Origin of the sequence: Myroides sp. WP-1, from assembly GCF_014145635.1 — a bacterium.
In the GTDB taxonomy this organism is placed as follows: Bacteria; Bacteroidota; Bacteroidia; order Flavobacteriales; family Flavobacteriaceae; genus Flavobacterium.
Genome location: NZ_JACHTC010000009.1, coordinates 18,691 through 44,957, shown reverse-complemented (window position 1 = coordinate 44,957; position 26,267 = coordinate 18,691). Strand labels below are relative to the sequence as shown.

Genomic DNA, 26,267 nt, shown 5'->3' with positions numbered 1-26,267 from the left:
CAATACTCATACTAATTTGATCGCTGCCTTAACACTTCGTTTCCGAATTTTACAATTCCCAACCAAAGCCAATAGTAACTAAAATAGTATAGAAATGAAAAAAAAAACACTCATCCTATTTACTTTCTGTTCCATGAGCTATTTTGCTCAAGCGCAAGTAGGCATAGGAACAAAACAACCTAACCTCTCGGCAGAATTAACTGTTGTAGGCAATAACCGTGGTATATTAATACCGCAAATTGCTTTAAAAAGCACAACGGACAAAAATACCATCACCAATGGAAATGTCGAAAGCCTATTAGTGTATAATACAACCACTAACGAAGGACTAAAACCAGGATATTATTATTGGGGAGGCAGTCAATGGGAACGACTTAGCACATCAACTGATCTATCTAAAAACACCGTTGAGGGGAACCCCGGAGAAAGAGGAGAACCAGGACTACCTGGCACACCGGGAGCACCAGGAACAGGTATAACGATGGTGGTCAACCAAGATGGACTTTGGATTTTTAATGAGCAAACCCAACAGTGGACAAATGTTCAAGGATCGAATGGAATTGACGGTCAAGACGGACAATCGGCTTATGCGCTTTGGGTCGCACAACCGGCCAATGCCAATAAATCAGAAGCAGACTTCTTGGCTAGCTTAATTGGACCACAAGGTGCAAAAGGAGATAAAGGAGACAACGGTAAATCAGCGTATGAGCTCTGGAAGGAACAACCCGGTAACGAGAATAAAACCGAAATGGAGTTCGCCAACGGAATTGACGGTCAAGACGGACAATCGGCCTATGCGCTTTGGGCGGCACAACCGGCCAATGCTAATAAATCAGAAGCCGATTTCTTAGCTAGCTTAGTTGGACCACAAGGTGCAAAAGGAGATAAAGGAGACAACGGTAAATCAGCGTATGAGCTCTGGAAGGAACAACCCGGTAACGAGAATAAAACCGAAATGGAGTTCGCCAACGGAATCGACGGACAAGACGGACAATCGGCCTATGCGCTTTGGGCGGCACAACCGGCCAATGCCAATAAATCAGAAGCCGATTTCTTAGCTAGCTTAGTTGGACCACAAGGTGTAAAAGGAGATAACGGTAAATCAGCGTATGAGCTCTGGAAGGAACAACCTGGTAACGAGAATAAAACCGAAATGGAGTTCGCCAACGGAATCGACGGACAAGACGGACAATCGGCTTATGCGCTTTGGGCGGCACAACCGGCCAATGCCAATAAATCAGAAGCCGATTTCTTAGCTAGCTTAGTTGGACCACAAGGTGTAAAAGGAGATAACGGTAAATCAGCGTATGAGCTCTGGAAGGAACAACCCGGTAACGAGAATAAAACGGAAGCTGATTTCGCTACAGGAATTAACGGTCAAGACGGACAATCGGCTTATGCACTTTGGGCGGCACAACCGGCCAATGCCAATAAATCAGAAGCCGATTTCTTAGCTAGCTTAGTTGGACCACAAGGTGCAAAAGGAGATAACGGTAAATCCGCTTACGAGCTCTGGAAGGAACAACCCGGTAACGAGAATAAAACCGAAATGGAGTTCGCCAACGGAATCGACGGTCAAGACGGACAATCGGCTTATGCGCTTTGGGCGGCACAACCGGCCAACGCTAATAAATCAGAAGCAGACTTCTTAGCTAGCTTAATTGGACCACAAGGTGCAAAAGGAGATAACGGTAAATCAGCGTATGAACTCTGGAAGGAACAACCCGGTAACGAGAATAAAACCGAAATGGAGTTCGCCAACGGAATCGACGGACAAGACGGACAATCGGCTTATGCGCTTTGGGCGGCACAACCGGCCAATGCCAATAAATCAGAAGCAGACTTCTTAGCTAGCTTAGTTGGACCACAAGGTGTAAAAGGAGATAAAGGAGACAACGGTAAATCCGCGTATGAGCTCTGGAAGGAACAACCCGGTAACGAGAATAAAACCGAAATGGAGTTCGCTACAGGAATTAACGGACAAGACGGACAATCGGCTTATGCGCTTTGGGTCGCACAACCGGCCAATGCCAATAAATCAGAAGCAGACTTCTTAGCTAGCTTAATTGGACCACAAGGTGCAAAAGGAGATAAAGGAGACAACGGTAAATCCGCTTACGAGTTGTGGAAGGAACAACCCGGTAACGAGAATAAAACCGAAATGGAGTTCGCCAACGGAATCGACGGACAAGACGGACAATCGGCCTATGCGCTTTGGGCGGCACAACCGGCCAACGCTAATAAATCAGAAGCCGATTTCTTAGCTAGCTTAGTTGGACCACAAGGTGCAAAAGGAGATAAAGGAGACAACGGTAAATCCGCGTATGAGCTCTGGAAGGAACAACCCGGTAACGAAAATAAAACGGAAGCTGATTTCGCTACAGGAATTAAAGGAGAAGATGGAATTGATGGAGCTGCAGGACAATCTGCTTATGCACTTTGGGTGGCACAACCGGCCAATGCTAATAAATCAGAAGCCGATTTCTTAGCGAGTTTAAAAGGTACAGATGGGATTAACGGTAAATCTGCCTACCAACTGTGGGCCGAACAACCAGGCAACGAAAATAAAACGGAAGCTGATTTCGCTACGGGAATCAAAGGAGAAGATGGAATTGATGGAGCTGCAGGACAATCTGCTTATGCACTTTGGGCGGCACAACCGGCCAATGCTAATAAATCAGAAGCCGATTTCTTAGCCAGTTTAGTTGGTCCACAAGGTAATACCGGAAAATCTGTCTATGATCTTTGGGCAGAACAACCTGGAAACGAAAACAAAACCGAAGTTGATTTTCTTGCTAGTTCAAAAGGTCCAAAAGGAGACAAAGGCCTATCCAATTACGAAATATGGACCAGTCTTCCAGGAAATGAGAACAAAACAGAACAAGAATTCATTACCGCCCAAAGAACTCCGCCAATCACTACAAGGTTAGTTGATAACCAAAACGATACGTTTACCTACTTTAACGAAAGTGAGATAGATGAAGCTGGTGTTCCTATAGCTGGAACTGGAGTGACTATATCGCCACGTAAAGGGTATTATCTCACAGATGTAATTATTTTACCCGCTACTCCATCTGTATCTTACACTTACAACGATATCGCGTCTACTACTATGCAATATAAACCTATAGAATCAATTACATTTAATGTACAAGAAAACCTAAACAATCAAAAGTTCTTGATCTATAATATGGAAATGTATTCTAATCTACAATTGAACGGTGCAACCATACCAAATAAGACTGTTAGTGCAACCTACTATTTGCGTTTCTACGTCAATAACATAAAAATAGGTTCAGATATGGCGTATTATCGTAATTTTACAGCTAATACCTCTTCTAATTTTCGACAACAACTCACATTTCCTATCCTTATCCCCTTAGGAACTACCCCTTTAACTGCTACCAACAATACCTTAAGAGTCGAAGTAGCAGTGGCTGGTAATTCTGCACAACCACATTTCTCAAGTAATACAGGAACAACCTCAGGAACCTTTGGAACAGGAACCACTCGGGTACTCGGTATCACAACTTTAGCGGGTGGCGCCTTACAAGTATATGAAAAGTAAAAATTCATCCCGTCTCATCTTCAACAATGCGGGTTACTATTCATTTATCAAGAGCGAACCAAAAAGAACCCAAACAATAACCCAAACAGCGGCTCGTCATTATATGACAAGCCGCTGTTTATTTTTAATTTCCTGTCTGAGCCCCTTACGCATTATTTTGCTCATAATACTCATCCACCAATAACTCTTTTTGTTTCCCTGCCTGAACCGCTAATACGTCACAGCGTTCGTTCATCGGGTGATTGTTGTGTCCTTTTACCCATTGAAAAGACACTTGATGTTGTCGGTAGATGCGTAAGAAACGCATCCACAAATCTGGATTTTTTTTGTCTTTAAAATTTTTCTTTTCCCAACCGAATACCCAACCTTTGGTTACGGCATCAACAACATATTTAGAATCTGACACGACTAATACCCGGGTTTGGGAGTTTTTTAGTTTTTCTAATCCCACAATCACTGCTAGTAATTCCATGCGGTTATTGGTTGTGAGTCGATACCCTTGGGAAAATTCTTTATATACCTGATGACCGGCCCACTCGAGAATTAATCCATACCCTCCAGGTCCGGGATTACCTTGTGCGGAACCATCGGTATATAAAATAACTTGATAAGCTTGACTCATTTATTTTTCTTTAAACAGCAATTGTTCAATGACAATTGGAAAGTGTTTGTACTCTAAAGCCTGTACAGCTTTGGCGATATCTTCAGCGGTAAAATTTGGCTCTACAGCAGTTTTAGCTTGTAGAATTATGGCACCTTCATCGTAGTTTTCATTGACAAAGTGAATCGTAATTCCCGTTTCTTTCTCTTTATTGGCTAAAACAGCCTCATGTACAAAATGTCCATACATTCCTTTTCCTCCGTATTGAGGTAATAATGCTGGATGGATATTGATAACTTGGTTGTGGTATTTTTTTACCAAATCTTCAGGAAACTTCCACAAGAAGCCCGCCAAAACGATCAAATCCGGATCAAATGCTGCTAATTTTTCCGCTAACTCGCCGTTATTCAACTGGTTTTTGTCAAAAATATAAACCGGAACATTTCTTTTTTCAGCTTTTTCTATTACTTTAGCATGAGGGTTATTGACCAAAACTAGGTATTGGTTCACAATTGAATTATTCTCAAAGTAATTGATAATATTCTCCACATTAGTCCCTGAACCAGAAGCGAATAGCACTATTTTTCTCATGATATAAACCGAATTTAAGGTTAAAAAACACTTTATTGAAGTACAAAAAAAAGAATAATTACTGACAATAAACAGAAAAATAGTATTAAGTATTAATTATTTTTATAATTTCGCACTGACAATTAACATGTATAATCAGGATATAAAATAAAGTTTTTTATTTTTGCCCTAGGAAATTAAATTTTAAAATTAAAGATTATGTCAGACATTGCATCAAGAGTAAAAGCGATTATCGTTGACAAATTAGGAGTTGACGAGAACGAAGTTGTAGCAGAAGCAAGCTTCACTAATGATTTAGGAGCTGATTCACTAGACACTGTTGAGCTTATCATGGAGTTCGAAAAAGAATTCGATATTCAAATTCCAGACGATCAAGCAGAAAACATTGCTACAGTTGGTCAAGCTATCTCTTACATCGAAGAAGCTAAGAAGTAATAACTAATAACCCACGTGTTGTTCACAGCACGTGGGCGTTATTATTTTTTTGACATACCCACTTATTTTTAGAATAGAAAAAGGACAGATTCACTGGCATAGTGATCTGATAAACAAATATAAAGCTACCCAATGTTTCCTTTTACAAAAGTGAAAAATTGGGTTTTTTTAACTTATTAAACCATAATATTTACTTTATGAAATTAAGGCGAGTTGTTGTAACAGGTTTAGGTGCTCTTACCCCCATAGGGAATAACATCCAAGAGTATTGGAACGGTCTTATTAATGGCGTAAGTGGAGCAGCTCCGATTACACATTTTGATGCTACCAATTTCAAAACCCAATTTGCGTGCGAAGTAAAGAATTTCAATGTAGAAGATTTTATTGATCGTAAAGAGGCACGTAAAATGGATCGATACGCTCAATTAGCCATGGTTAGTGCTGATGAGGCCGTTGTTGATTCAAAATTAGACTTAGAGAAAATAGATAAAGATAGAGCTGGAGTTATTTGGGGTTCAGGTATCGGTGGATTAGAGACCTTCCAAAACGAAGTAACTGATTTCGTTAATGGAAATGGCACACCTCGATTCAATCCTTTCTTCATTCCAAAAATGATTGCAGATATCGCTGGAGGTCATATTTCAATTAAGTATGGCTTAAGAGGACCAAACTTCACTACAGTATCGGCATGTGCTTCTTCTACCAATGCGATTATTGATGCCTTCAACTACATTCGTTTAGGTATGGCAGACATCATGGTAACAGGAGGTTCTGAAGCAGCAGTAACGATTGCAGGTGTGGGAGGTTTTAACGCTATGCACGCTTTATCAACAAGAAATGACAGTCCGGAAACAGCTTCTAGACCCATGGACAAAGACCGTGATGGTTTTGTACTTGGCGAAGGTGCTGGGGCATTAGTATTGGAAGAATACGAACATGCTGTTGCACGTGGAGCTAAAATCTACTGTGAAATTGGCGGTGGAGGTATGTCTGCAGATGCACATCACTTAACTGCACCACATCCAGAAGGATTAGGCGCTACAAACGTAATGAAAAACTGTCTGAGAGATGCTGGTCTTGAACCATCTGATGTAGACGTTGTAAACTTACACGGAACATCAACTCCTCTTGGTGATATCGCAGAATCAAAAGCTATTTTAAATGTTTTTGGTGATCACGCGTATTCAATGAACTTAAACTCTACCAAATCTATGACAGGTCACCTTTTGGGAGCTGCTGGAGTGATAGAGGCAATCTCGGTAATTTTATCTATCGAACATGGTATTGTACCTCCAACGATCAACCATTTTACTGATGATGATCAAATCGATGCTAAATTAAACTTTACCTTTAACAAAGCTCAAAAAAGAGAAGTGAAAGTAGGTATGAGTAATACATTTGGTTTCGGAGGACACAACGCTTGTGTACTCGTCAAGAAATTAGACATTTAAGCACAGCAACGTAATGTTGAGTAATGTATTAAATAAAATATTTAAAAATTCCCGTCCAAGTCAAAAGGACGGGAATTTTTGTCGTAAGATATCTCAGATCACCAAAGCAAAGCCTTTAGACATCAACTATTACAAATTGGCGTTCACTCACCGCTCAATGAATATTGTTGATTCTCAAGGAAATCCCATTAATTACGAGCGATTAGAGTTTTTAGGTGACGCAATGTTAAATGCTGTAGTTGCTTCCCACCTTTATTTAGAAGTGCCTAGCGGTGACGAAGGATACTTAACAAAAATGCGATCCAAAATTGTAAGTCGAGAAAACTTAAATTCCATCGGTAAGAGTTTAGATTTAATCGATATCGTGGAAAGCAAAATGGGAAACCAACAATTTGGAGAAAACATTCACGGTAATATTCTAGAAGCCTTAATCGGAGCCATCTACTTGGACCAAGGTTATCCTGCTTGTGAAAAATTTATCCACCAACGCCTAATTTCTACCATTACGGATATACACGTCTTAGAGACCAAGATCACGAGTTACAAAAGTTTACTTATCGAATGGTGTCAAAAGACAAAACATACATTTAAATTTGATGCTTACGAAGACACTTCAAATGAAGATGTGAAATATTTTGGAGTTAAACTATTTATAGACAACAAGTTAGTTTCTAAAGGAAGAGCAACCTCCAAGAAAAAAGCGGAGGAAAAAGCTTCGCAACGTGCGTATTTTGCGTTGCAGGAAAAAATAAACCATTAATTTGGGGAATCAATTAACATTTACTTAATGTTTCTTCTAAATAACTACATATTGTTTGAATTATAAAAGTCGTATCTTTGTATCTAACGAATAAACAAATGGGACCAGTAGTTCTAAGATTAGAAGATTTTGAAGCTGAAAACTATAGTCTGATAGCGATCCATTCTTCGCGCAAGGAAGATTTTAAAGTTACCTATCTTATTAATACTATTCTAGGTCTTTATTTAGAACGCACCACACATGATGTTGAAATTGAAACGGATCAAGGCTTAGCTTCCTTTTCCTTATTTGAATACGACGATCCAGATTATCATGTTTTGTGGAAACTTGTATCGAATAAAGCTTTTATACTTCCTGAGTCTCAAATGGCTTCTCCCCTTTTTCAATATGTTGTTTCAACCATTAGCAAACAAGGGTATCTCCTGCCGGAACACAAAACGGTGGACTACTTTCTAAAAGTTGAAAATACAGATGAACAATTTGAAATTGGCGCAGTCATTGAAAAGTTAAAATCAATAAAAGTAATTTCTACTGCATACGAAATTCGAGTAGAAGCGATTAAATCGAAAAACAACCTAATTTTTTAAAAAATATGGTAGCAAAAAAAAGAACAAAAATTGTAGCAACACTAGGTCCTGCATCAGGAACAAAAGAAGTGTTACACAACATGATTAAAGCCGGAGTCAATGTATTTAGAATTAACTTCTCACATGCTGACTACGCCGATGTACAAGAGAAAATCGATATTATCCGAGAATTAAATAAAGAATACGGTTATACAACTTCTATTTTAGGAGATCTTCAAGGACCAAAATTGCGCGTAGGAATTATGGCAGAAGATGTAGTTGTAAATCCGGGCGACACAATTACCTTTTCTACAAAAGAAGAGTTTAAAGGAGACGCAAAACGCGTTTACATGAACTACAAACAGTTTCCTAATGATGTAAATGCAGGAGAAACTATTTTGTTAGATGACGGTAAACTAATTTTCGAAGTTGTTTCTACAAACAATACAGATGAAGTGGTTGCCAAAGTGATTCAAGGAGGTCCTTTAAAATCTAAAAAAGGAGTAAACCTACCAATGACAAAGGTATCTTTACCTGCTTTAACGGAGAAAGACATCAATGATGCTATTTTTGCTATTAAAGCACAGGTAGATTGGTTGGCTTTGTCTTTTGTTAGAACTCCAGAAGATTTATTGGACTTACAAGAGATCATCAAACAACATTCAGAACACAAAATTCCGATTATTGCAAAGATTGAAAAGCCAGAAGCGGTAAAAAACATTAATAAATTAGTTGCTTACTGTGATGGTTTAATGGTTGCTCGTGGAGATTTAGGTGTGGAAATTCCAGCACAAGAAGTTCCCTTGATCCAAAAGCAATTGGTTCAAGTAGCGAAAAACGCTCGAATCCCTGTTATCATTGCCACGCAGATGATGGAAACAATGATTTCAAGCTTAACTCCAACAAGAGCGGAAGTAAACGACGTAGCAAACTCTGTTATGGATGGTGCTGATGCAGTAATGTTATCTGGAGAAACTTCTGTAGGTAGTTACCCTGTACAAGTAATTGAGAAAATGACACAAATTATCCAAAGTGTTGAAAATTCTCCTTTAATCAATGTACCGCAAAGTCCGCCTACAATTAAAACGAATCGCTATATCACGAAAAACATTTGTTATCACGCAGCATTAATGGCTAATGATATCGAAGCAAAAGCAATTTGTACCTTAACAAATAGTGGATATACCGCTTTTCAAATTTCTGCTTGGCGTCCAAACAGTGACATTCTTGTTTTTACTTCAAATAAGCGCATTTTAACGCAGTTAAACTTGCTTTGGGGAGTACAGGCTTACTACTATGACAAATACGTAAGTACAGACGAAACCATTGAAGATATCAATAACATGGTTGTAGAAAAGAAACACGCTGTAAAGGGAGATATGGTTATCAACCTAGCTGCTATGCCTATTGTTGAAAAAGGAATGGTAAATACGCTGAGAATTTCAGAGATTAAATAGTGATCGGTGATCAGTTATGAGAAATCAGTTATGAGAAATCAGAATTGAAAAGCACTCATCCAAAATAAACGAAAAAAGGAAATCAATTCGAATTGATTTCCTTTTTTTATGACCTATTTTGCTTTTTCAACTTTTTCGATTAAGGAGCTCTTGAACTAGTCTGTAGATTTAACTGCTAAACGTTAACAGACAACCCTTAACTATCTATCTCCTTGCCATTCCGCATAAAATTGGGCTAAAAAACCTTCCATATACCGGTGTCTTTCTGCAGCCATTCTCTTACCTTCGGTCGTATGCATTAAATCCTTTAAAAGTAGTAATTTCTCGTAAAAATGATTAATTGACGTTCCTTTGTGCGCTTTGTATTCTTCTTTGGTCATCCCAAAGCGAGGTGCTTGTTCTGGATCGTGAATTGCATTGTTCTTAAAACCTCCGTAATTAAATACACGAGTAATTCCGATGGCCCCTATTGCGTCTAAGCGATCGGCATCTTGAACGATTTCCAACTCCTTAGAAGTGAACTTTTGATTGAAATTCCCCCCTTTGTAAGAGATATTTTCGATTCCCTTCACAACATGATCCACTACCTTAGCATCACAGCCCAACGATTCCAACCATTCTTTTGCTTTACGAGGCCCAACAGTTTCATCACCTTGGTGAAATTTACTATCAGCAATGTCGTGTAACAAAGCAATTAATTGCACCACTTCGGCGTCAGCATCGGGTTCAAATTTTAAAATATTGAGCGCATTATTGTACACACGTTGGATGTGAAACCAGTCGTGTCCTCCTTCAGCATGCTTTAGCTCTTCCTTAACAAAGGCAATAGTTGCTTCAATTTTTTTATTCATGTTTTACTGTAAACTGTTCACCGTCAACTGTAAACTATTTAATAATAGCGGGTTGTACCCATTTAAAAATATGCTCTTCCTTACCAACGTTCATTCTTTCAGCAATACGCAACATACGAGCAGGTAATTTCATCAAATATTCTCTTGCTTTTTCTGCTTCATCATTTAATCCAGTAAGTTTTGCAACTTCCCAACGATCTATTAATTTCTGCATGATTTCGACATAATCAATAGCTGTATATACACCTATACGCTGTGCGGAATCTGAAAACTGTTCAAAAGCGTCTCCCATCTTTCCTCCTGATTCGCGAATCAAGTTTGCAGGCATGGTAATCTTGCGTTTCATCATATCGACAAAAGCCAACAACATTTCACTTGGGTCCACTTTAAAAATGCGATCTACAAATTCTGAATAAGCATGGTGGTGACGCATTTCATCTCCCGCAATCAAACGACAAATTTTAGCTAATTTGTGATCCCCATATTGTTTTGCTAATTTCCCTACTCTATTGTGTGAAATATAGGTTGCTAACTCTTGAAAACTCGTAAACACGAAGTTTTTATACGGATCTCTATCTGTTCCTGGATCGAAACCGTCATTTAATAAATATTGTGTTGTAATTTCTACTTCACGCATGTTTACACGCCCAGACAAATACAAGTATTTGTTAAGTAAATCTCCGTGTCTATTTTCTTCTCCTGTCCAGTGACGGATCCATTTCGCCCATCCATTTCCATTTTCACCTTCGCGTTGATTAACTCCATCAACATCCATCAACCATGATTCATAGGTAGGTAAAGCTTCTTCTGTAATGGTATCACCCACTAAGACCACCCAAAAATCATAGGGCAATTCCTTAGCGTATTCTCTCAATTCTCTGACATCCTCTAAAAATGTTTCACTTTCCGAGTTGGGCAGTAAATCAGAAGGTTGCCAAATTTTCTCCACAGGTATTAGATAATCATCAACGAAGCTATCTATATTTTTTTCCAAGAAGTGCATCACTTCTAGACGAACATTGTGTGTTGACATTTCAATTTGTTTTTGCTTCGCAACTAGCTCTTGGGTTTGGTTTAGTTTGTTTGGGAGTAACTGCGAGAATTAGTATTCATTATTCTATTTTAGACTTCACTAACTCCTCTGTTCTAGCGAACAATTCTTCAAAAGAGTAGTCGCTAATTTTCATTGGTTTATGTGCGTAAAGACTAATATTGGCTCCTAATCCTAAAGGAAATTTTCCAAATCGAAATAATTTCCAAGAGTTATTAATCGTCAAGGGAACAAGATAAGCATCTGGCGAAAACTTACATAACATTTTAACCCCATTTTCGGAAAAACGCTTTGGATGTCCATCGCGACTTCTCGTCCCTTCAGGGAAAATAACGGCGGCCCTATTGTATTTTGTAATATATTGGCCTAATCCACGAATAACGGTTAGTGCTTGTTTAGCATCTTTTCGATCAATGAGAACGGATCCTCCGTGTTTTAGATTATAGGACACGCTAGGGATTCCTTGGCCCAGTTCTTTTTTACTTACAAATTTGGGATGATTTTGTTTAAAAAACCAAATGATCATCGGTATATCAAACATACTTTGATGATTGGCAACGAAGATAATCGGTTTATCAGTAGGTAACTCTTCCTCTTTTGAAACGCGGTAAGAAGTTCCTAGAATACCCGTACACAACATGATCCACCATACCATACAATCTACCACTTTTTTATGTGCTTTATACCCAAAAAGGTTAAAAGCTAACCACTGTACACCGTGAAAGAATAGGAGTACAAGTAACAAACAGATAACGAATAGTACTGATAAAGGATATGAAATTATTTTTTGCATTAGCTCAATGTATATCTTGAGCAAATATACACTTTAAAAAAAAACCACCTTATAGAAGGTGGTCTCTTTTTAGCAATATTCTTTGTATGCGTCGATCAAATTCTCCGCGATCATCTCTGCAGGATGTCCTTCAATATGATGTCTCTCTAACATGTGAACTAATTCACCGTCTTTAAACAAAGCCATCGAAGGTGATGATGGTGGGAAAGGAAACATATGTTGACGAGCTGCATCAACAGCATCTTTATCAACACCTGCAAATACAGTTACGATCTGCGCTGGTTTTTTTTCACCGTTTAAACTCATGATTGCTCCTGGACGTGCATTACGCGCCGCACAACCACAAACTGAATTTACAACTACTAATGTAGTTCCTTCTTTACTTAAAGCAGCTTCTACTTCTTCTGCTGTATATAATGCTGAAAATCCTGCATCAACTAACTCTTGACGCATTGGTTTTACTATTTCTTCTGGATACATACTATTACCTTTAATTAAAATTGCAATAACAAAGTTACACTTTTTCTCTTATTTTGTCCACTTTCAATGCTAAAGTATTCCCAAGATATCCTATGCTTTCTTTTTTGGTTTCTTTTTCATTTTATTCAACCAAATGAAGATACCTGTAATTGGTAAGGATGTTGCTATCAAACACGTTATAAAATAGATCACTTTTGAAAATGAGCCATAAATATCTCCAAAATGCAACGCTCTAATTGAACCAGCGATCTTCTCTCCGACAGATTTATCGGCAAAAATTTCTTTCTTGATAACAGCACCTGAGTATTGATCAATAAACACGCGATCATTTACGGTTTCATTCCATCGCGCCAATTCATTTTTATTGATTTCATACGTTCCAAGAGAATCTTTTGGTATACTTACGGCTAAAGTGCGATACTCGTAAGCCATTTCTTTATTGGCAATAGCCATTGCTTCTTCTAAACTAATGGTTTTTTTATCTTGTACGACTGATTCTGGTTTTACTTCATCACGTCCGCCAAAAACCTTAGCTCCTAATACACTACTTAATCCATTTCTATACCATTCAAAAGACCAACACAATCCAGTCAAGGACATGATCAACACAAGCAATAAGGTATAAAACCCAAGTGTATTGTGTAAGTCGTGATTGATGCGTTTCCAGTTTGCACTAAACTTAATTTTGAATCCAGGTTTAATACTTTTCCATCCTTTAATTTTCTTGGGAAACCACAAGATTAATCCTGAAATAGAAAGGAAACAGAAAATGATCGTTGCAATTCCCACGATAGGGCGCCCAATAGAAGAATCGAGCAACAGCCAACGGTGCAATTTAAAAACCGTCATGAAAAACTCATCTGCAGGTCCTTTTCCTGTACCTAGGATCTCTCCTGTAAAGGGATTAACATGTACGGCCTCACCTCTTTTTCCTTCTTCACCTTTGCTCACGGTAAAAACAAAAGGTTTACCCTCTTTGCTTACTAAAGTAACGCGCTGTACTTTTCCTTGCGTTGATGTTTCAACAAGTTGCACTAATTCTGCCACGGGTTTAACCTGACTATCGCTTGGAGCAACAAATGCATAGCGATTTGGCTCAAGCCATTCTTGAATTTCTGTCTTAAACGTGTAAATGGTCCCTGTTAAACAAACCACAAATAATATAAGAGAACTTGCAATACCTAACCAAAGGTGTAGGTCATTCATCAGTTTTCGAAAGGGTGATGTCTTTTTTGTCTTCATGAGGATTTAAAACGAACAAACACGATTTTACTAATAAAACCGTGTTTGTAATTATTATTTCAATTATAATGACACTAATTAAAGGATAACACTAGAATCTATACGTCAATTGCGCAGCAAAGTTTCTTGGTGCAATTTCATTGATATATCCACCTCTGAAGTAAGAAGTATATCCTCTTTCATTGAATAGATTATTCATGAAAACACTTAACGTAGCGTTTTTGTAAGTATAAGCCGCTTGTGCATTCACTGTTGTATAGCTTGGCATGTCAAATGGTCTTACGTTTACGTTTGTATTGTGGCTATTATCTAAGGTTCTGCTGTATTCATTAACCGGACGTTTGCCTACAAAGTAAACTCCAGCACTTACTGACAATCCGTTTAAAGTACCTTGATCAAACTTGTAGCTTACCCATCCATTCGCTGTGTGTTCTGGTGCATTCATTGGCGCAGAACCATCCACATATTGAGGGCTATCTTGATATCTAGCGTATAGGTTAGCATATCCTAACATTACTTCTAAATTATTCGTGATTTTACCGTTGATTTCCAACTCAAACCCGTTGCGTTTTAGATCTCCTGCTAAGATACTTTCTGTTTTCGATTGTTCGTTTGTTTCAGGATTGATATAAGGCGCTACTAAATTACTTTGATTGATGAAAAAGTAAGTAAAGTTTACCCCTAAGTGATCGTTATACCAGTTTGATTTAAAACCAAACTCAAATTGTTTAATATCTGATGCTCCAGCATATCCACCTCCGTGTAACAATTTATTTGATTGTCTCAAGCTACTTGTCGTAGTATAAGAAGCGAATGTACTGATATTTTCTTGTGGTTTGAAAATTAATCCCAACATTGGATTCCAACGATCCACTGTAGCATTTTCTGTTGTATTCCCGTTTAAACGACTATAACGAAGACCTAACATTGCGCTTAATTTATCTCCAATAGCAATGTAATCTTGTGCCATGAAACCAATTGTTGGCGACATCGTTCTTGTTGTTGCAATATCTCCGTAGATAATATTGTCAGGTAGCATATTATCGATAGGTCCTAACACGTTAATATCACTTCTAAAATCAATTAAAGCGTCATTTCCGTCTTTATCTTTTCCCCAAACTTTACCTGCTGCAGATCCTCCAATCGTTTTGGTTTGTCTGTAATCAAAACCAATTTGGAACGTGTGTTTTAGGATTCCTGTAAAGATATCTTTTCCGATTAAATCTGCCTGAAACACAGAGTTATAATCATCTGATTGTCCCATAGAAACCGTGCGTTTGATATCGCCATATTGGCTCCAATCATCCCCTATTTCTTTTTTAGGTTTTACCGTGGTTACGTTAGTAGAACGACCATATTCATTGTAAATTGATGCAGTATACGAAGTTCTAAAGCTCAATTTTTCAGTCAATTGTCTTTCGAAACGCGCTACATAATTTTGCATTGTAATCTTTTTAGAGTCTCCTTTGAAACCTAAAAATTTATTATGAGGCATTTTATACAATTCGTTTGCATAATCTGGTCCTAGATTTACCGTTCCCTTATCATATACATAATCACCATTTAGGTAATCCATTTCAACCGTTAACTTAGTTTTGTTATCGATTTTCCATGTTAATGAAGGGTTGATATAAAAGTGTTCGTTATTTACAAAGGTTCTCCATCCATCATTTCTTTCATAAGCTCCGTTGAAGCGGAAAGAAACCGTTTCTTTTTTATCTAATACTTGTTCAAAGTCAACAGTTGGTCTTACTTGACCGTAGCTTCCAACTCTAAATCCAACTTCTCTGTGGTTTTTGAAGTTTGGCGTTTTAGTTACCATATTGATTACTCCACCAGCAGCACCAAGACCATTTCCAATTCCTTGCAATACTGCAGCAGAACCTTTGATTACCTCAACGCTTTCAACACCTTGCATATCCGCAATTGCAGAAGCTGTTCTAAAGTCAGAGTCCATTCCAACTCCATTTCTCAATACGGGTGTTCCTCTAAATCCGCGCATTGACATACTTTCTGATGGTCCTCCATAGGTAGAAAACTGAGTTACCCCCGCAACGTTACGCGCTGCATCAGTAATTGTCAAGGCTCCTTGTTCTTTAATTACGTGTTCAGAAACAATACTAATCGACTGAACCTGATCTTGTAATCCAAGTGGTAAACGCGTAATATACTGAAGATTTTTTACGTTTTTATTACTTCTACCATACACTGTAATATTTTCCAATTGGCTATCTGCCACCAATAGAAAGTTCACAATTTCTTCGTTTTTTGCTAGAGTAATTTCTCTTTGGGAGGTTGAATATCCAACAAAAGAAGCTTTCATTACATGTTTTCCTTTTTGAACATTATTCAACTTAAACTCTCCATTTTCGTTGGTTTGAACAGCAGTTTGTCCTTCACCAAGAACAACAGTAGCAAAAGGCAAAGGTTTATTCACCTCATCTACAACTCTTCCTTTAATTGTGATGTCTTGAGCGAAACTTACCATCACTCCACAAATGGTAACTAACAAGGTAGTATACGTCTTCATTCTGAAATTGTGTTATTTAGACTTATTAAAAACGCTACAAATGTAAAGTGATTCTAAATAATCCACAAACTTTATTTAGACTTTTTTTATATAAGAAAATTACAGTAAATACATCAAAAGTCATTAGTTACTTACAAAAACATAAAATACCCTTTAAATACCTCGTATATTCTACTCAAAACCAATAAAAAGCCCGTTCAATATGCTCAATTTTAGGTTTAGACTTTCTTATACCTATAGCTACTATATCGAATCGAACTTCTTCTTTTCTGTTAAATTTTGTTGTGAAAGCATTTGCAGCGGTGATTAAGCGTTTGATTTGAGGTGCTTTTAAAAAATCCTGAGGACGTCCAAAATCAGTTGAACTTCTCGTTTTTACTTCCACAAATACTAAAAAAGAATCTACTTCTGCAATGATATCTACTTCTGCTTTTTTATAGATCCAATTTCTCTCTATGATGCGATAGCCTTTATCTTGTAAAAAATCGACAGCTAAATTTTCCCCTAGTTTTCCTAATTCTTTAGATTTACTCATCCTTTTGTTTTAACTAAAAGCGACAGTCACCTGATTGTCATCTGCTTTTAGTTCAACAATAGTGCCCATTTTCAAAGCCCAATTGGAAGCGCCGTGTCCGGCAGGAAAATTAAATACTACAGGGTAATCATAGTCTTTTACTACATCGAGAATAATTTCTTGTGCATTATAGCCAAAGGGAATGGAGTTATCGTGCATATCCGTCATTCCACCAACAACAAGACCTGCTAAGTCTTTTAACATGCCATTTCGCTTGAGATTTTGCATCATGCGATCGACGTGATATAAGTATTCATCCAGATCTTCAATGAACAAAATTTTTCCTTTGGTATCCATACTAGAAGCCGAGCCGAGTAAGCTATATAGGATAGATAAATTTCCTCCAACTAGCTGACCTGAGGCTTGTCCGTTACGGTTTTTAGTATTGCGATCTATAACATAGTGCAATGATTCACCAAACAATGCGCTGTGCAGTGAATTTTTCGATTCTTCTTTTGCTAAGGGAACACTAAAGGCCATGATTGCGTGAAGTGTAGTCACGCCTAGATTATGTACATGACTGTGTAAAGTAGTGGCATCACTAAATCCTATAATCCACTTCGGATGTTGTAGAAATGACGTAAAATCAATAGCATCTATGATACGAACTGTCCCATATCCGCCACGTGCACACCAAATCGCTTTAATTGTTGGATCGTTTAGTTGCACATTAAAATCGTCAACTCTTTCCTGATCCGTTCCACCAAGTTGAAAATTATCCAATCCGATTGTTGTTCCCAACACTACTTGTAAACCCCAAGATTGGAGTAATTCAATAGCAGGTTGAGCTTCTTCTACAGCAAACTTTCTAGCCGTGCAAACGATGGCTACTTTGTCGCCTTTTTTTAAATAAGGAGGTGTGGTATATTTCATAACAGGGGTTTTTACACTTAAAAATCAAAACGCAACTGTACAGCTACAGGTTTTTTAGCTACTTTTTTATTGTTTAAGTTCGTCAAAGATACGCCAATCAACCGGACTGAGTTTTGCAATTTTTCTTGGTACAGCAATTCTTTGGCACAAGCAAGAATAATTCCCGCATCCGCAACGAAGTAAGGAAATGTCATACTTCTGGTTTGTTGTACAAAATCGGCATATTTTATTTTTAACGTAATCGTTTTTCCTGCGAGACCTTGTTTTTTCAGTCGCAGGCTTAATTCTTCGACTATATGGGTCAATTTACTTTCAAGATAAACTTCAGAACTTAGATTTTCATCAAAGGTACGTTCTGTTCCTACAGATTTGACGAGTCGATCTGGGCTAACGGGTGAATTGTGTATTCCTCTGACAATAAAATAATACGCTTTACCTGCTTTTCCAAAGTGTTCTTCTAGAAACTCGAGTGATTTTGCTTTCAAATCTCTTCCGGTGAAAATACCAAAATGATACATGCGATCAGCTGTTTTCTTGCCTATTCCGAAAAACTTTTTTATTTCTAAAGCTTCCAAAAAAGCTTCAACCTCTTCGGGATTAATGGTCTTTTGCCCGTTAGGTTTATTGTAATCACTAGCGACTTTGGCTAGAAATTTATTAATTGAAATCCCTGCCGAAGCAGTAAGTTGTGTACGTTCGAATATTTTTTGTCGGATTTCTTGAGCAATTAAAGTCGCACTCGGACAGCCGATTTTGTTTTCTGTAACATCCAAAAAAGCCTCATCTAAAGCTAGAGGTTCTACTAAATCCGTGTATTCATAAAATACGGCGCGGATTTGTCTGGAAATTTCTTTGTAACGATCAAAACGGGGAGGGACAAAAATCAAGTGAGGGCATTTTTTGTGAGCCAAAACTCCGCTCATCGCACTACGCACACCATATTGACGAGCTTCATAACTAGCAGCAGCAACAACTCCTCGTTCACTACTTCCGCCAACAACAAGAGCTTTTCCCCTCAATTCGGGATTATCCAACTGTTCTACCGAAGCGTAAAACGCATCTATATCAATATGTATTATCTTTCGACTCATCTTCCCAATTAATATGTCAAAATAACCGAAAAAAAACAGTTTTTACAACCGTAAAAAAGCGAGTTTTTTTTTACTTTTTTCTGTTTATATCCAAGTGCTATTCCTTAAATTTGTATATATTTCAAATATTTATCGAGCAAGCATACCTTATTTATGCTAAAAAATGTTAGTTGCTCTTTTAGATTTGATTTTGTTGTTTTAATGTAAAAATTACAGCGTAAAATGAATGAATTTTTAGTACAAGCCTTTATTTTTCTATTTGCTGCAGTAATCTGTGTGCTTATCTCAAAAAAACTGGGAATGGGTTCCGTCTTAGGATATCTTTTTGCAGGAGTTTTAATTGGCCCGTTTGTTCTGGGGTTTGTCGGAAAAGATGGAGCAGATATTATGCATGCCACAGAGTTTGGTGTAGTCATGATGTTATTTCTTGTAGGATTGGAACTAGATCCTAAAGAGTTTTGGAAAATTCGAAAAGAAATAATCGGATTGGGAACTGCTCAGGCCTTGGGTACTACACTCATCACAACCGCAGTTTGCTATTTTGCTATTGGACTTACTATAGGAACCTCCATTACCATCGGATTTGTTGTGACCATGTCGTCAACAGCGATTATCCTTCAAACTATCTCAGAAAAAGGACTAAACAAATCCAATGTAGGAAAATCGAGTTTTGCTGTGCTACTCTTTCAAGATATCATGGTAATCCCGGTTATGGCGTTAATTCCATTATTGGCTGTATCTAAAAAAATACCCATTTCGACAACGAATAGCAGTATGCTTGATGGTCAACCGGTTTTGATGAAAACCATGGCTATTTTAGGAGCAATTACAGTTATTTTCTTGGTAGGAAATTACATTGTTAATCCTCTTTTTAAATCGGTAGGTCGCTTACAAATACGCGAAATTTACACTGCTTCTGCCTTATTATTGGTTATAGGAGTATCTCTTTTAATGCAAGAAGTAGGGTTAAGTCCGGCGTTAGGAGCATTTATTGCAGGTGTAGTTTTGGCAAACAACCCCTATAAACATCAATTGGAAAGTGATATTGAACCCTTTAAAGCCTTGTTACTCGGTATTTTCTTCATCGCTGTAGGATCAACCATTAACTTCGAAATTATTACAAAAGAACCCCTAATTATCCTTTCTCTGTTGCTAGGATCAATGGCTATAAAAGCGATTGTGTTATTTGCGATCGGAAAATGGAAGAAATTCCCTAAAGATCAATCTTTCCTGTTCGCTATTTTACTATCGCAAATTGGTGAATTCGCCTTTGTAATTTTAGCTTTGGGAAAAACCATCAATATCATCGATCAAACTTGGTATGATTATTTATTGGCAACGACAGCCTTATCTATGGTGGTCACTCCGATCCTAATGTTGTTAAATGAAAAGTGGATTAGTCCTTACCTCGGCCTAACCTCATCTCCTACTCATAATCAACCTTATGACGATCTATCACATATTAGCGCCGACAAAAAAATCATTATCGCTGGATTTGGAGATTTTGGAAATACCATCGGTCGTTTATTACAAGCAAACGATATTCCGATCTTGGTCTTAGACAATGATGCAGAACGCGTGGATCACTTGAGAAAATTAGGTTTTAATGTTTATTATGGAGATGCGACCTCAATCAATATTTTAAAATCAATTGGGGTTGAAAAAGCAGATTACGTGATTGCAGCAATGGATCCGCCAGATGTCAACCAGCACTTAGTTGAAGTTCTACACAAAAATTTCCCTGATGTTGAAGTGATCATTCGAGCAAAAAACAGAAAGAATGCATACGAATACCTGCAAGATGGCTTTACAGAAGTATACCGAGAAAATTTCTTTACTGCGGTTTATGTGGGAACTATTATGCTAGAGAAACTAGGATTAAGTCATGAAGAAGCTAGAACGCAAAGTGAACTATTTATTAGTAGTGACCGTGCTTCGTTGAGAAAATTAGCAAAAAACATCCATAATTTAGAAGATTATATCACTGTATCTCGACTTGAATTTGAACAGCAATCTAACTTATTAAAGGACAGTTTACGCCACAAAAGAGAAGCAAAAGACACGACAACGTCTACAGAATAAAAAAAAGGAGGTTTTTTCAAACCTCCTTTTTCTTTGCTATTATTTATTTTTTATCCTGTGTTTTATCTGTTGTTTGTTCCACAACAGTACCTCCTGTAGGTATAAAGAATTCCATCGGAAAACTTTTGAAGTATTTCAGAACTGCCCAAGCAAGCTCTCTGGTTTCTTTGAAAGGAATATTTCTCGATCGGAAGGCAAGTAAAATAGACAAACCAAAACTTACAATAAAGTTCATAAAACCGATCAACCACATTCCGATAAATGCCCAAACTAACAACGACGTTGGCGCTTCAAATCCAGAACCATAAAACCCAATAGCAATATTTCCACTCACAAAGGTAATATGTCGAATATCAATATCTAACCCTATAAATGTACCAATTGCACCACAAGTTCCCATAAATAAACCGAAACAGATATTCGATGCTATTCCAGGCCATTTTGTATCTACCCAATTGGCGATTTTTGTAGAACGCTGAATACCAAAATTGTGTTTTAACCAAGGATGTTCTTGAATGCGATAAAACACGCGATTGTGTTTATTTCTGTTCGATACATTACCAGAAATAATTCCAGACAAAAACAAGAAAACACCAGCAATACCTGCGTGAAACAAGGCTTTAGACTCAATAGGATCAGCGTCTATTAACATGCCTTTCCACTCTTTCTGCGCTAAATTGATATCAAAAGCAGAGTCAAATCCCCACATCAATAAGAGTGCTATGGGAAACGCTAAGATTACGTTTCCGATGAAAGCAATAAATTGAGAACGCACCAATCGAGCAAAAAGCTTGGCAAATCCAATGTGCTTATCAGCACTGTCCACATTTTGTTTCTGACCATCTTCAATGGCTTTAATAATCGCCGCTGCGGTCATAGCGGGTTGTTTTGTTGCTAGGGTAAAACCCAACAAATAAATTAAACAGAATCCCAGAGCATAATTCAAACTATACAACATGGCATGACCAAAGATACTCGCATCCAATTTATGTGCCAGCAACTTGAGTATACACATAAATCCAACCACTATACCTGCGCCCATTGATCCTCTAAACATATGCCAGTATTCACCCGCTGTTTTGGTAATATAGTGTTCACCCGTTTTAGCCGTGTGTTGAGTGATTTCATAGGAAATCAATTGCGTACTCTCCTTGATTAATCCCGAGACATTGTATTTATAACAGTTGTAATCGATCAACTTTCGAGCTAATCGAATCGTTTTCGATTTTTTTTCAACCTCAATATCTTCTCCTTCAATGATAATCAGCGACAATAGTACATCTATACGTTGTAGCTGCTGTCTTAAACGAAGCAAGCTTTGATTGACCTTAATAGAGATTCCATACTTGGAACTATTTTTAAATGCCTGATTTACAAAATCAAGACATTGCTTGTGAAAGATCTTAATCTGCTTACAATTAATATCACTAGGCGTTAGGTATTTTGTATTCCCTTTTAAGATACTAGAGGCTACTTCCATAAACTCCTTTTCTAAAGCCAAAAAAGGGCTTTCAAAATGAGAATATTCCGGTACCATACTGATGATGGAGCTTTCCATTGCTCTTCCACTCATGCGCTGCGTGATCAAACCAATAGAGTTCAAAAGTTCTCCCATGACAGATTCATCGGATACTTTAGCGAAAATATCTTGAAAATTGAGCTGATCAAAAAGCTCGAGCAATTGCTCCTCGGGAATTAAATCTACCCAAGCGGCATCCGTATGCTTATAAAACACTTGATTTAACACATACTCATAGGTATCCTTTTCTGGTTGATAGGGAAGAACCTTTGCCCACAACCTTTTTTTTACCTCATAGAAAAAATCCGAATCTTGTAAAATACCCGCATCAGAAATCATTCGACTAAAGCGTCTATTCGAAAGTATATCCTTCAAATACTCAACTAGAGCCAAGCGTTCAACTTCGTGTGTTTTTAAATATGACGTAAAAGAATCTATGGAAACTCGGTTAATTTTCTTTATATTTCGAGGTCGAAAAATGTGTACAAGGTCGACTAAAAACGAAATATCTTCACTTGTATATATTTTACCGTCAACTACATATTTATTAAAAAGCTCTTCAATTCCCTGAGGGGATTGTAGTATATATCTTAATTTCATTTAAAAATATATTTTTTTCTTAACAGTTAGGATGAAATGAGACTAACTTGGCATAAATTTACGCCTTTATTTTATATCCTATGATTGAAATCGAAAGAAAATTTCTTACCAAAAGTACAAACTTCGAAACCTTAGCACATTCAAAAAATACAATTGCGCAAGGTTACCTCAACAGTCATGCAGATCGAACTGTACGAATTCGCATAAAAAATGACAAAGGCTACCTGACAATTAAAGGGAAAAGCAATGCTTCTGGTACCTCTCGATTTGAGTGGGAAAAAGAGATCGATTTAAAAGAAGCGGAAGCGCTGCTGCATTTATGTGAAGAGCATATCATCGCTAAAACAAGATATGTCATTCCTGTCGGACCACATCATTTTGAGGTCGATGTTTTTCACGGTCAAAACGAAGGTCTTATTCTGGCAGAAATAGAACTTCAAGACGAAAATGAACCTTTTGAAAAACCAGAATGGTTAGGAGAAGAGGTGACAGGTAAAATTGAGTATTACAACTCTTATTTATCTAATCATCCTTTTACAACCTGGTAAAAGAAATACCCTTTTAGAACAGTTTCACTTGGGTGTAGTGCTATAAGCATCATTTTGCAAACAAAAAAACGTCCTCCATAAACTCAGTGTCTATGGAGGACGTTTTCGATTAAAAAATATTTTTTATTTTTTTTTCTTCTTGTAAGAAGTGTGTCAAAAGTAGTTGTTTCTTGTGCGGTTCACATCCTCGAATTGTAGAAAATTTCCCCAACCTGCGCCACACATTTAATTAATAACTGAATAACAAATAGTTGCATTCAAGGTTTACCTTACTACTTAAATTTCCTCCACTATACGTTCAATCTTAACATCTAAAACTCCGCGACCAATATTGTCCGTTAGATCCATGAAAGCGCGTTTAGAAACGTCTACTGTTCTACCTTTTACGAAAGGTCCACGATCCGTTACAGTAAGCACTACAGAGCGCTTATTTTTCAAATTAGTTACCTTGATTTTAGTTCCAAAAGGCAGTGATTTATGCGCTGCTGTATACTTTGTATTATCAAAGATTGCTCCGCTAGCCGTCTTTTTACCAGAGAATTTATCGTGGTAGTATGAGGCTTTTGTTTCATCACTAACTACTTCATAGCTGTCTTCCTCTACTTCTGCCATAACGATCGAATCTGTCTCGTCAACAACAGGTAAATCCAACATAGCTACTGTATCTATAACTTGGGCCAATTGCATCGCAACAGGTCTCGATTTTTCTTTTAATTTACCCGCTTCTTCAAAACTTGATAGCGTGAAGATCACTAGGGCAAAAATGAGGTATTGAATGTATTTCATAATCTTCCTATTTAAAAAATAGACAGTATAGTTAAACAAGAAGTATACCAAAACAAAAAAGAGAGCTTGAAGCTCTCTTTTTTAAATTATATGTGTTTTGATTATGCAAACCAAACTTTCCAAGGAATTCTAGATAAGATTAAAACTAATCCGATGGTATAGAAAACAGCGAACATTTTGAATTTTTTGTTGCTCTCTGTTGCTTTTTTGTGTTTAGACCATCCAATCGTAATCAACGCAATTGCAATGATATTAATTAATGGGTGTTCTAACGCATACAATCTCAATGTTGAGTCTTTCATGGCTACACCAAAACTTTGTACTAATGGTGAAACGAAATATAGGATTAAACCTAACAATAATTGGATATGAGAGAAGATTAACCCAATCAAACCTAATTTGCGGTCTTTATCTGTAAACTCTTTTTTAGAGCTTAAACCTACAAAAGCATTAATCACTACGATTACTAAGAAAATCAATGCTAAATATGCAACGCCTGAATGCGCTGGTTGTAACATCTTATACATATTGTTGTTATTAGTTTATAGACAAATATAAATAAAACAATTGAAACTAAGCGCTGTACTTTTTGAATTACATTCTACCGTCTCAATTGCTTTTTTCGCTAAATAAACCTCAGCATATTCCGTTAATCTAGGAAATATTATACACGTGTAAGGTGTACATGCATTGAATTCCCACAATGCGTATTATATCCATACCTAGTTATTATTTCAGTAAAAACAAGTATCTTAGGCTATTATAATCTACTTTATGCGAAAAGTTATTTCCCTTTTCTATCCCTATTATCTGCTGTCTTTTACAGTAACGACACTTCTAACTTGGACCACTGTTGTTTGGTGGTTCATTCCTTCGTTGTTAGGAACTTTTCTGGCATTAATCTATTTTGGGACGTTTCGCCAATATGAGTTGTACTTTTTCAAAAACAAAGGATGGCAACCACACAACCTAGTTTTCACCTTATTGGGAAGCAATTTAATACTCGCTTTTCTAATTTCTATAGTCAAAATTAGTTAACCATGTCTACCCTGTATTTAGATAGTCTTGTTTACCAAGTCAATAGCAAGACCATACTCAACAATATTTACTTCCAGATGCAAACGGGAGAGCTAATTGAGTTAATTGGTTCAAACGGTGCAGGAAAATCCACTTTTCTCGAAGTGTTGTTTGGTACCAAGAAACCACAGCATATACATATTAAAATCGATCAAAAGCTCATTCGAAATTCCAATCGACTACAGCGCTATTTTGCATTAAAACCTCAATTTAGTTTTTTTCCAAAACAACTACGTCTCAAAGATGTATTACCCCAATCATATTGGAACTGGGTTGATTTTGAAGCTCATCTAAATCAACCCATCTCTTCCTTTTCAACAGGTATTCAACAGCTTATACAAACGCTATTTGTACTTGAGTTACCTCAACCATTTATTTTATTAGATGAACCTTTCGCTGGCTTATCACCCCTACTGCAAGAACAGCTTCTTACTGTCTTACAACAAAAAATCAAAACGAAAGGAATTCTAATTGTCAATCACATCCCCCATCTCTTGACTCCCATCCGAACAAGACAAATACAGTTGCAAAATGGAAATTTAGTACAGCTAACCTAAGCCATTTTTCGGCATTCTTTCCCAAGTCCTCTTTCCTAAAAAAATTAGCAAAGGTTTTCAAACTGTAGTTGAAAGCCTTTTTTTTATTCTCGAAATTCACAATTCAAACAGCTAACAACTAATGCATTAAACATTCAACTAGTTCTTTTGACCTCTTCTTTTTCTCACTTAAATTCACCCTAAA

General features: G+C 37.3%; 24 protein-coding genes. 10 read left to right on the top strand and 14 right to left on the bottom strand.

Features of this window, described 5'->3' with window-relative positions:
• The first annotated feature begins 94 nt into the window (after positions 1–94).
• The gene (locus tag H4K33_RS09910) at positions 95–3,568 is read left to right on the top strand and encodes a hypothetical protein (protein ID WP_182648442.1); all 3,474 of its coding nucleotides are present in this window, start codon (positions 95–97) and stop codon (positions 3,566–3,568) included.
• A gap of 145 nt (positions 3,569–3,713) precedes the next feature.
• On the opposite strand, the gene rnhA is transcribed toward H4K33_RS09910, so the two are convergent.
• Together rnhA and H4K33_RS09900 are read right to left on the bottom strand one after the other, a co-directional pair.
• Positions 3,714–4,190 carry a ribonuclease HI gene (gene rnhA, locus H4K33_RS09905; protein ID WP_182648440.1) on the bottom strand — a complete coding sequence of 159 codons (477 nt, stop codon included), beginning with the start codon at positions 4,188–4,190 and terminating at the stop codon, positions 3,714–3,716.
• Positions 4,191–4,760: a phosphoribosylglycinamide formyltransferase gene (locus H4K33_RS09900; RefSeq protein WP_182648438.1), complete on the bottom strand. Its 570-nt coding sequence runs from the start codon at positions 4,758–4,760 to the stop codon at positions 4,191–4,193.
• 198 nt (positions 4,761–4,958) lie between these two features.
• Here H4K33_RS09900 and H4K33_RS09895 point away from each other — a divergent pair, with 198 nt between their 5' ends.
• From H4K33_RS09895 to pyk, 5 genes are all read left to right on the top strand, one after another.
• Positions 4,959–5,195 carry an acyl carrier protein gene (locus H4K33_RS09895; RefSeq protein ID WP_002988156.1) on the top strand — a complete coding sequence of 79 codons (237 nt, stop codon included), beginning with the start codon at positions 4,959–4,961 and terminating at the stop codon, positions 5,193–5,195.
• A 197-nt stretch (positions 5,196–5,392) separates the two neighbouring features.
• Complete coding sequence (fabF, locus tag H4K33_RS09890; protein ID WP_182648436.1) at positions 5,393–6,646, top strand: beta-ketoacyl-ACP synthase II; 1,254 nt, start codon at positions 5,393–5,395, stop codon at positions 6,644–6,646.
• Positions 6,647–6,659: 13 nt separating this feature from the next.
• Positions 6,660–7,406 (top strand): ribonuclease III, encoded by a 747-nt coding sequence (gene rnc, locus H4K33_RS09885; protein WP_182648434.1) that lies wholly within the window; start codon positions 6,660–6,662, stop codon positions 7,404–7,406.
• 98 nt (positions 7,407–7,504) lie between these two features.
• Positions 7,505–7,993, top strand: coding sequence for an IPExxxVDY family protein (locus tag H4K33_RS09880; protein ID WP_182648432.1), 489 nt, complete (start codon positions 7,505–7,507; stop codon positions 7,991–7,993).
• 5 nt (positions 7,994–7,998) lie between these two features.
• On the top strand, positions 7,999–9,429 hold the full coding sequence (pyk, locus tag H4K33_RS09875; protein ID WP_182648430.1) for a pyruvate kinase: 1,431 nt from the start codon (positions 7,999–8,001) through the stop codon (positions 9,427–9,429).
• A 200-nt stretch (positions 9,430–9,629) separates the two neighbouring features.
• Here pyk and H4K33_RS09870 read toward each other — a convergent pair whose 3' ends face one another.
• The 9 genes from H4K33_RS09870 to dinB form a co-directional block, all read right to left on the bottom strand.
• On the bottom strand, positions 9,630–10,280 hold the full coding sequence (locus H4K33_RS09870; RefSeq protein WP_182648427.1) for an HD domain-containing protein: 651 nt from the start codon (positions 10,278–10,280) through the stop codon (positions 9,630–9,632).
• A gap of 34 nt (positions 10,281–10,314) precedes the next feature.
• The gene (locus H4K33_RS09865; RefSeq protein WP_182648424.1) at positions 10,315–11,313 is read right to left on the bottom strand and encodes an acyl-ACP desaturase; all 999 of its coding nucleotides are present in this window, start codon (positions 11,311–11,313) and stop codon (positions 10,315–10,317) included.
• Positions 11,314–11,392: 79 nt separating this feature from the next.
• Complete coding sequence (locus H4K33_RS09860) at positions 11,393–12,124, bottom strand: 1-acyl-sn-glycerol-3-phosphate acyltransferase (protein ID WP_182648422.1); 732 nt, start codon at positions 12,122–12,124, stop codon at positions 11,393–11,395.
• 69 nt (positions 12,125–12,193) lie between these two features.
• On the bottom strand, positions 12,194–12,604 hold the full coding sequence (locus H4K33_RS09855) for a BrxA/BrxB family bacilliredoxin (protein ID WP_182648420.1): 411 nt from the start codon (positions 12,602–12,604) through the stop codon (positions 12,194–12,196).
• Between the two features lie 90 nt (positions 12,605–12,694).
• Positions 12,695–13,810, bottom strand: a complete 1,116-nt coding sequence (locus tag H4K33_RS09850) for a PepSY-associated TM helix domain-containing protein (RefSeq protein ID WP_370576672.1) — start codon at positions 13,808–13,810, stop codon at positions 12,695–12,697.
• Between the two features lie 127 nt (positions 13,811–13,937).
• Positions 13,938–16,376 (bottom strand): TonB-dependent receptor, encoded by a 2,439-nt coding sequence (locus tag H4K33_RS09845; protein WP_182648416.1) that lies wholly within the window; start codon positions 16,374–16,376, stop codon positions 13,938–13,940.
• Positions 16,377–16,551: 175 nt separating this feature from the next.
• Complete coding sequence (locus H4K33_RS09840; protein WP_182648414.1) at positions 16,552–16,911, bottom strand: YraN family protein; 360 nt, start codon at positions 16,909–16,911, stop codon at positions 16,552–16,554.
• A gap of 9 nt (positions 16,912–16,920) precedes the next feature.
• Positions 16,921–17,823, bottom strand: a complete 903-nt coding sequence (locus tag H4K33_RS09835) for an LD-carboxypeptidase (RefSeq protein ID WP_182648412.1) — start codon at positions 17,821–17,823, stop codon at positions 16,921–16,923.
• A 17-nt stretch (positions 17,824–17,840) separates the two neighbouring features.
• Positions 17,841–18,914 carry a DNA polymerase IV gene (dinB, locus tag H4K33_RS09830; protein WP_182648409.1) on the bottom strand — a complete coding sequence of 358 codons (1,074 nt, stop codon included), beginning with the start codon at positions 18,912–18,914 and terminating at the stop codon, positions 17,841–17,843.
• Between the two features lie 222 nt (positions 18,915–19,136).
• Here dinB and H4K33_RS09825 point away from each other — a divergent pair, with 222 nt between their 5' ends.
• Positions 19,137–20,996, top strand: coding sequence for a monovalent cation:proton antiporter-2 (CPA2) family protein (locus H4K33_RS09825; RefSeq protein ID WP_182648407.1), 1,860 nt, complete (start codon positions 19,137–19,139; stop codon positions 20,994–20,996).
• Between the two features lie 43 nt (positions 20,997–21,039).
• Here the strand turns inward: H4K33_RS09825 and H4K33_RS09820 are convergent, their stop codons facing one another.
• Entirely contained in the window at positions 21,040–23,115 is a 2,076-nt protein-coding gene (locus tag H4K33_RS09820) for a site-specific recombinase (RefSeq protein ID WP_182648405.1), read from the bottom strand.
• An 80-nt stretch (positions 23,116–23,195) separates the two neighbouring features.
• Between H4K33_RS09820 and H4K33_RS09815 the strand changes: the two genes are divergently transcribed.
• Positions 23,196–23,663, top strand: coding sequence for a CYTH domain-containing protein (locus H4K33_RS09815; protein WP_182648403.1), 468 nt, complete (start codon positions 23,196–23,198; stop codon positions 23,661–23,663).
• A 276-nt stretch (positions 23,664–23,939) separates the two neighbouring features.
• On the opposite strand, the gene H4K33_RS09810 is transcribed toward H4K33_RS09815, so the two are convergent.
• Together H4K33_RS09810 and H4K33_RS09805 are read right to left on the bottom strand one after the other, a co-directional pair.
• On the bottom strand, positions 23,940–24,449 hold the full coding sequence (locus tag H4K33_RS09810; protein WP_255493647.1) for a septal ring lytic transglycosylase RlpA family protein: 510 nt from the start codon (positions 24,447–24,449) through the stop codon (positions 23,940–23,942).
• A gap of 101 nt (positions 24,450–24,550) precedes the next feature.
• A complete protein-coding gene (locus H4K33_RS09805) occupies positions 24,551–24,976 on the bottom strand; it encodes a hypothetical protein (protein ID WP_182648401.1) in 426 nt (141 codons plus the stop codon).
• A gap of 247 nt (positions 24,977–25,223) precedes the next feature.
• Between H4K33_RS09805 and H4K33_RS09800 the strand changes: the two genes are divergently transcribed.
• Together H4K33_RS09800 and H4K33_RS09795 are read left to right on the top strand one after the other, a co-directional pair.
• Positions 25,224–25,487 (top strand): hypothetical protein, encoded by a 264-nt coding sequence (locus H4K33_RS09800; RefSeq protein WP_182648399.1) that lies wholly within the window; start codon positions 25,224–25,226, stop codon positions 25,485–25,487.
• 2 nt (positions 25,488–25,489) lie between these two features.
• A complete protein-coding gene (locus H4K33_RS09795; RefSeq protein ID WP_182648396.1) occupies positions 25,490–26,083 on the top strand; it encodes an ATP-binding cassette domain-containing protein in 594 nt (197 codons plus the stop codon).
• Positions 26,084–26,267: the final 184 nt, after the last annotated feature.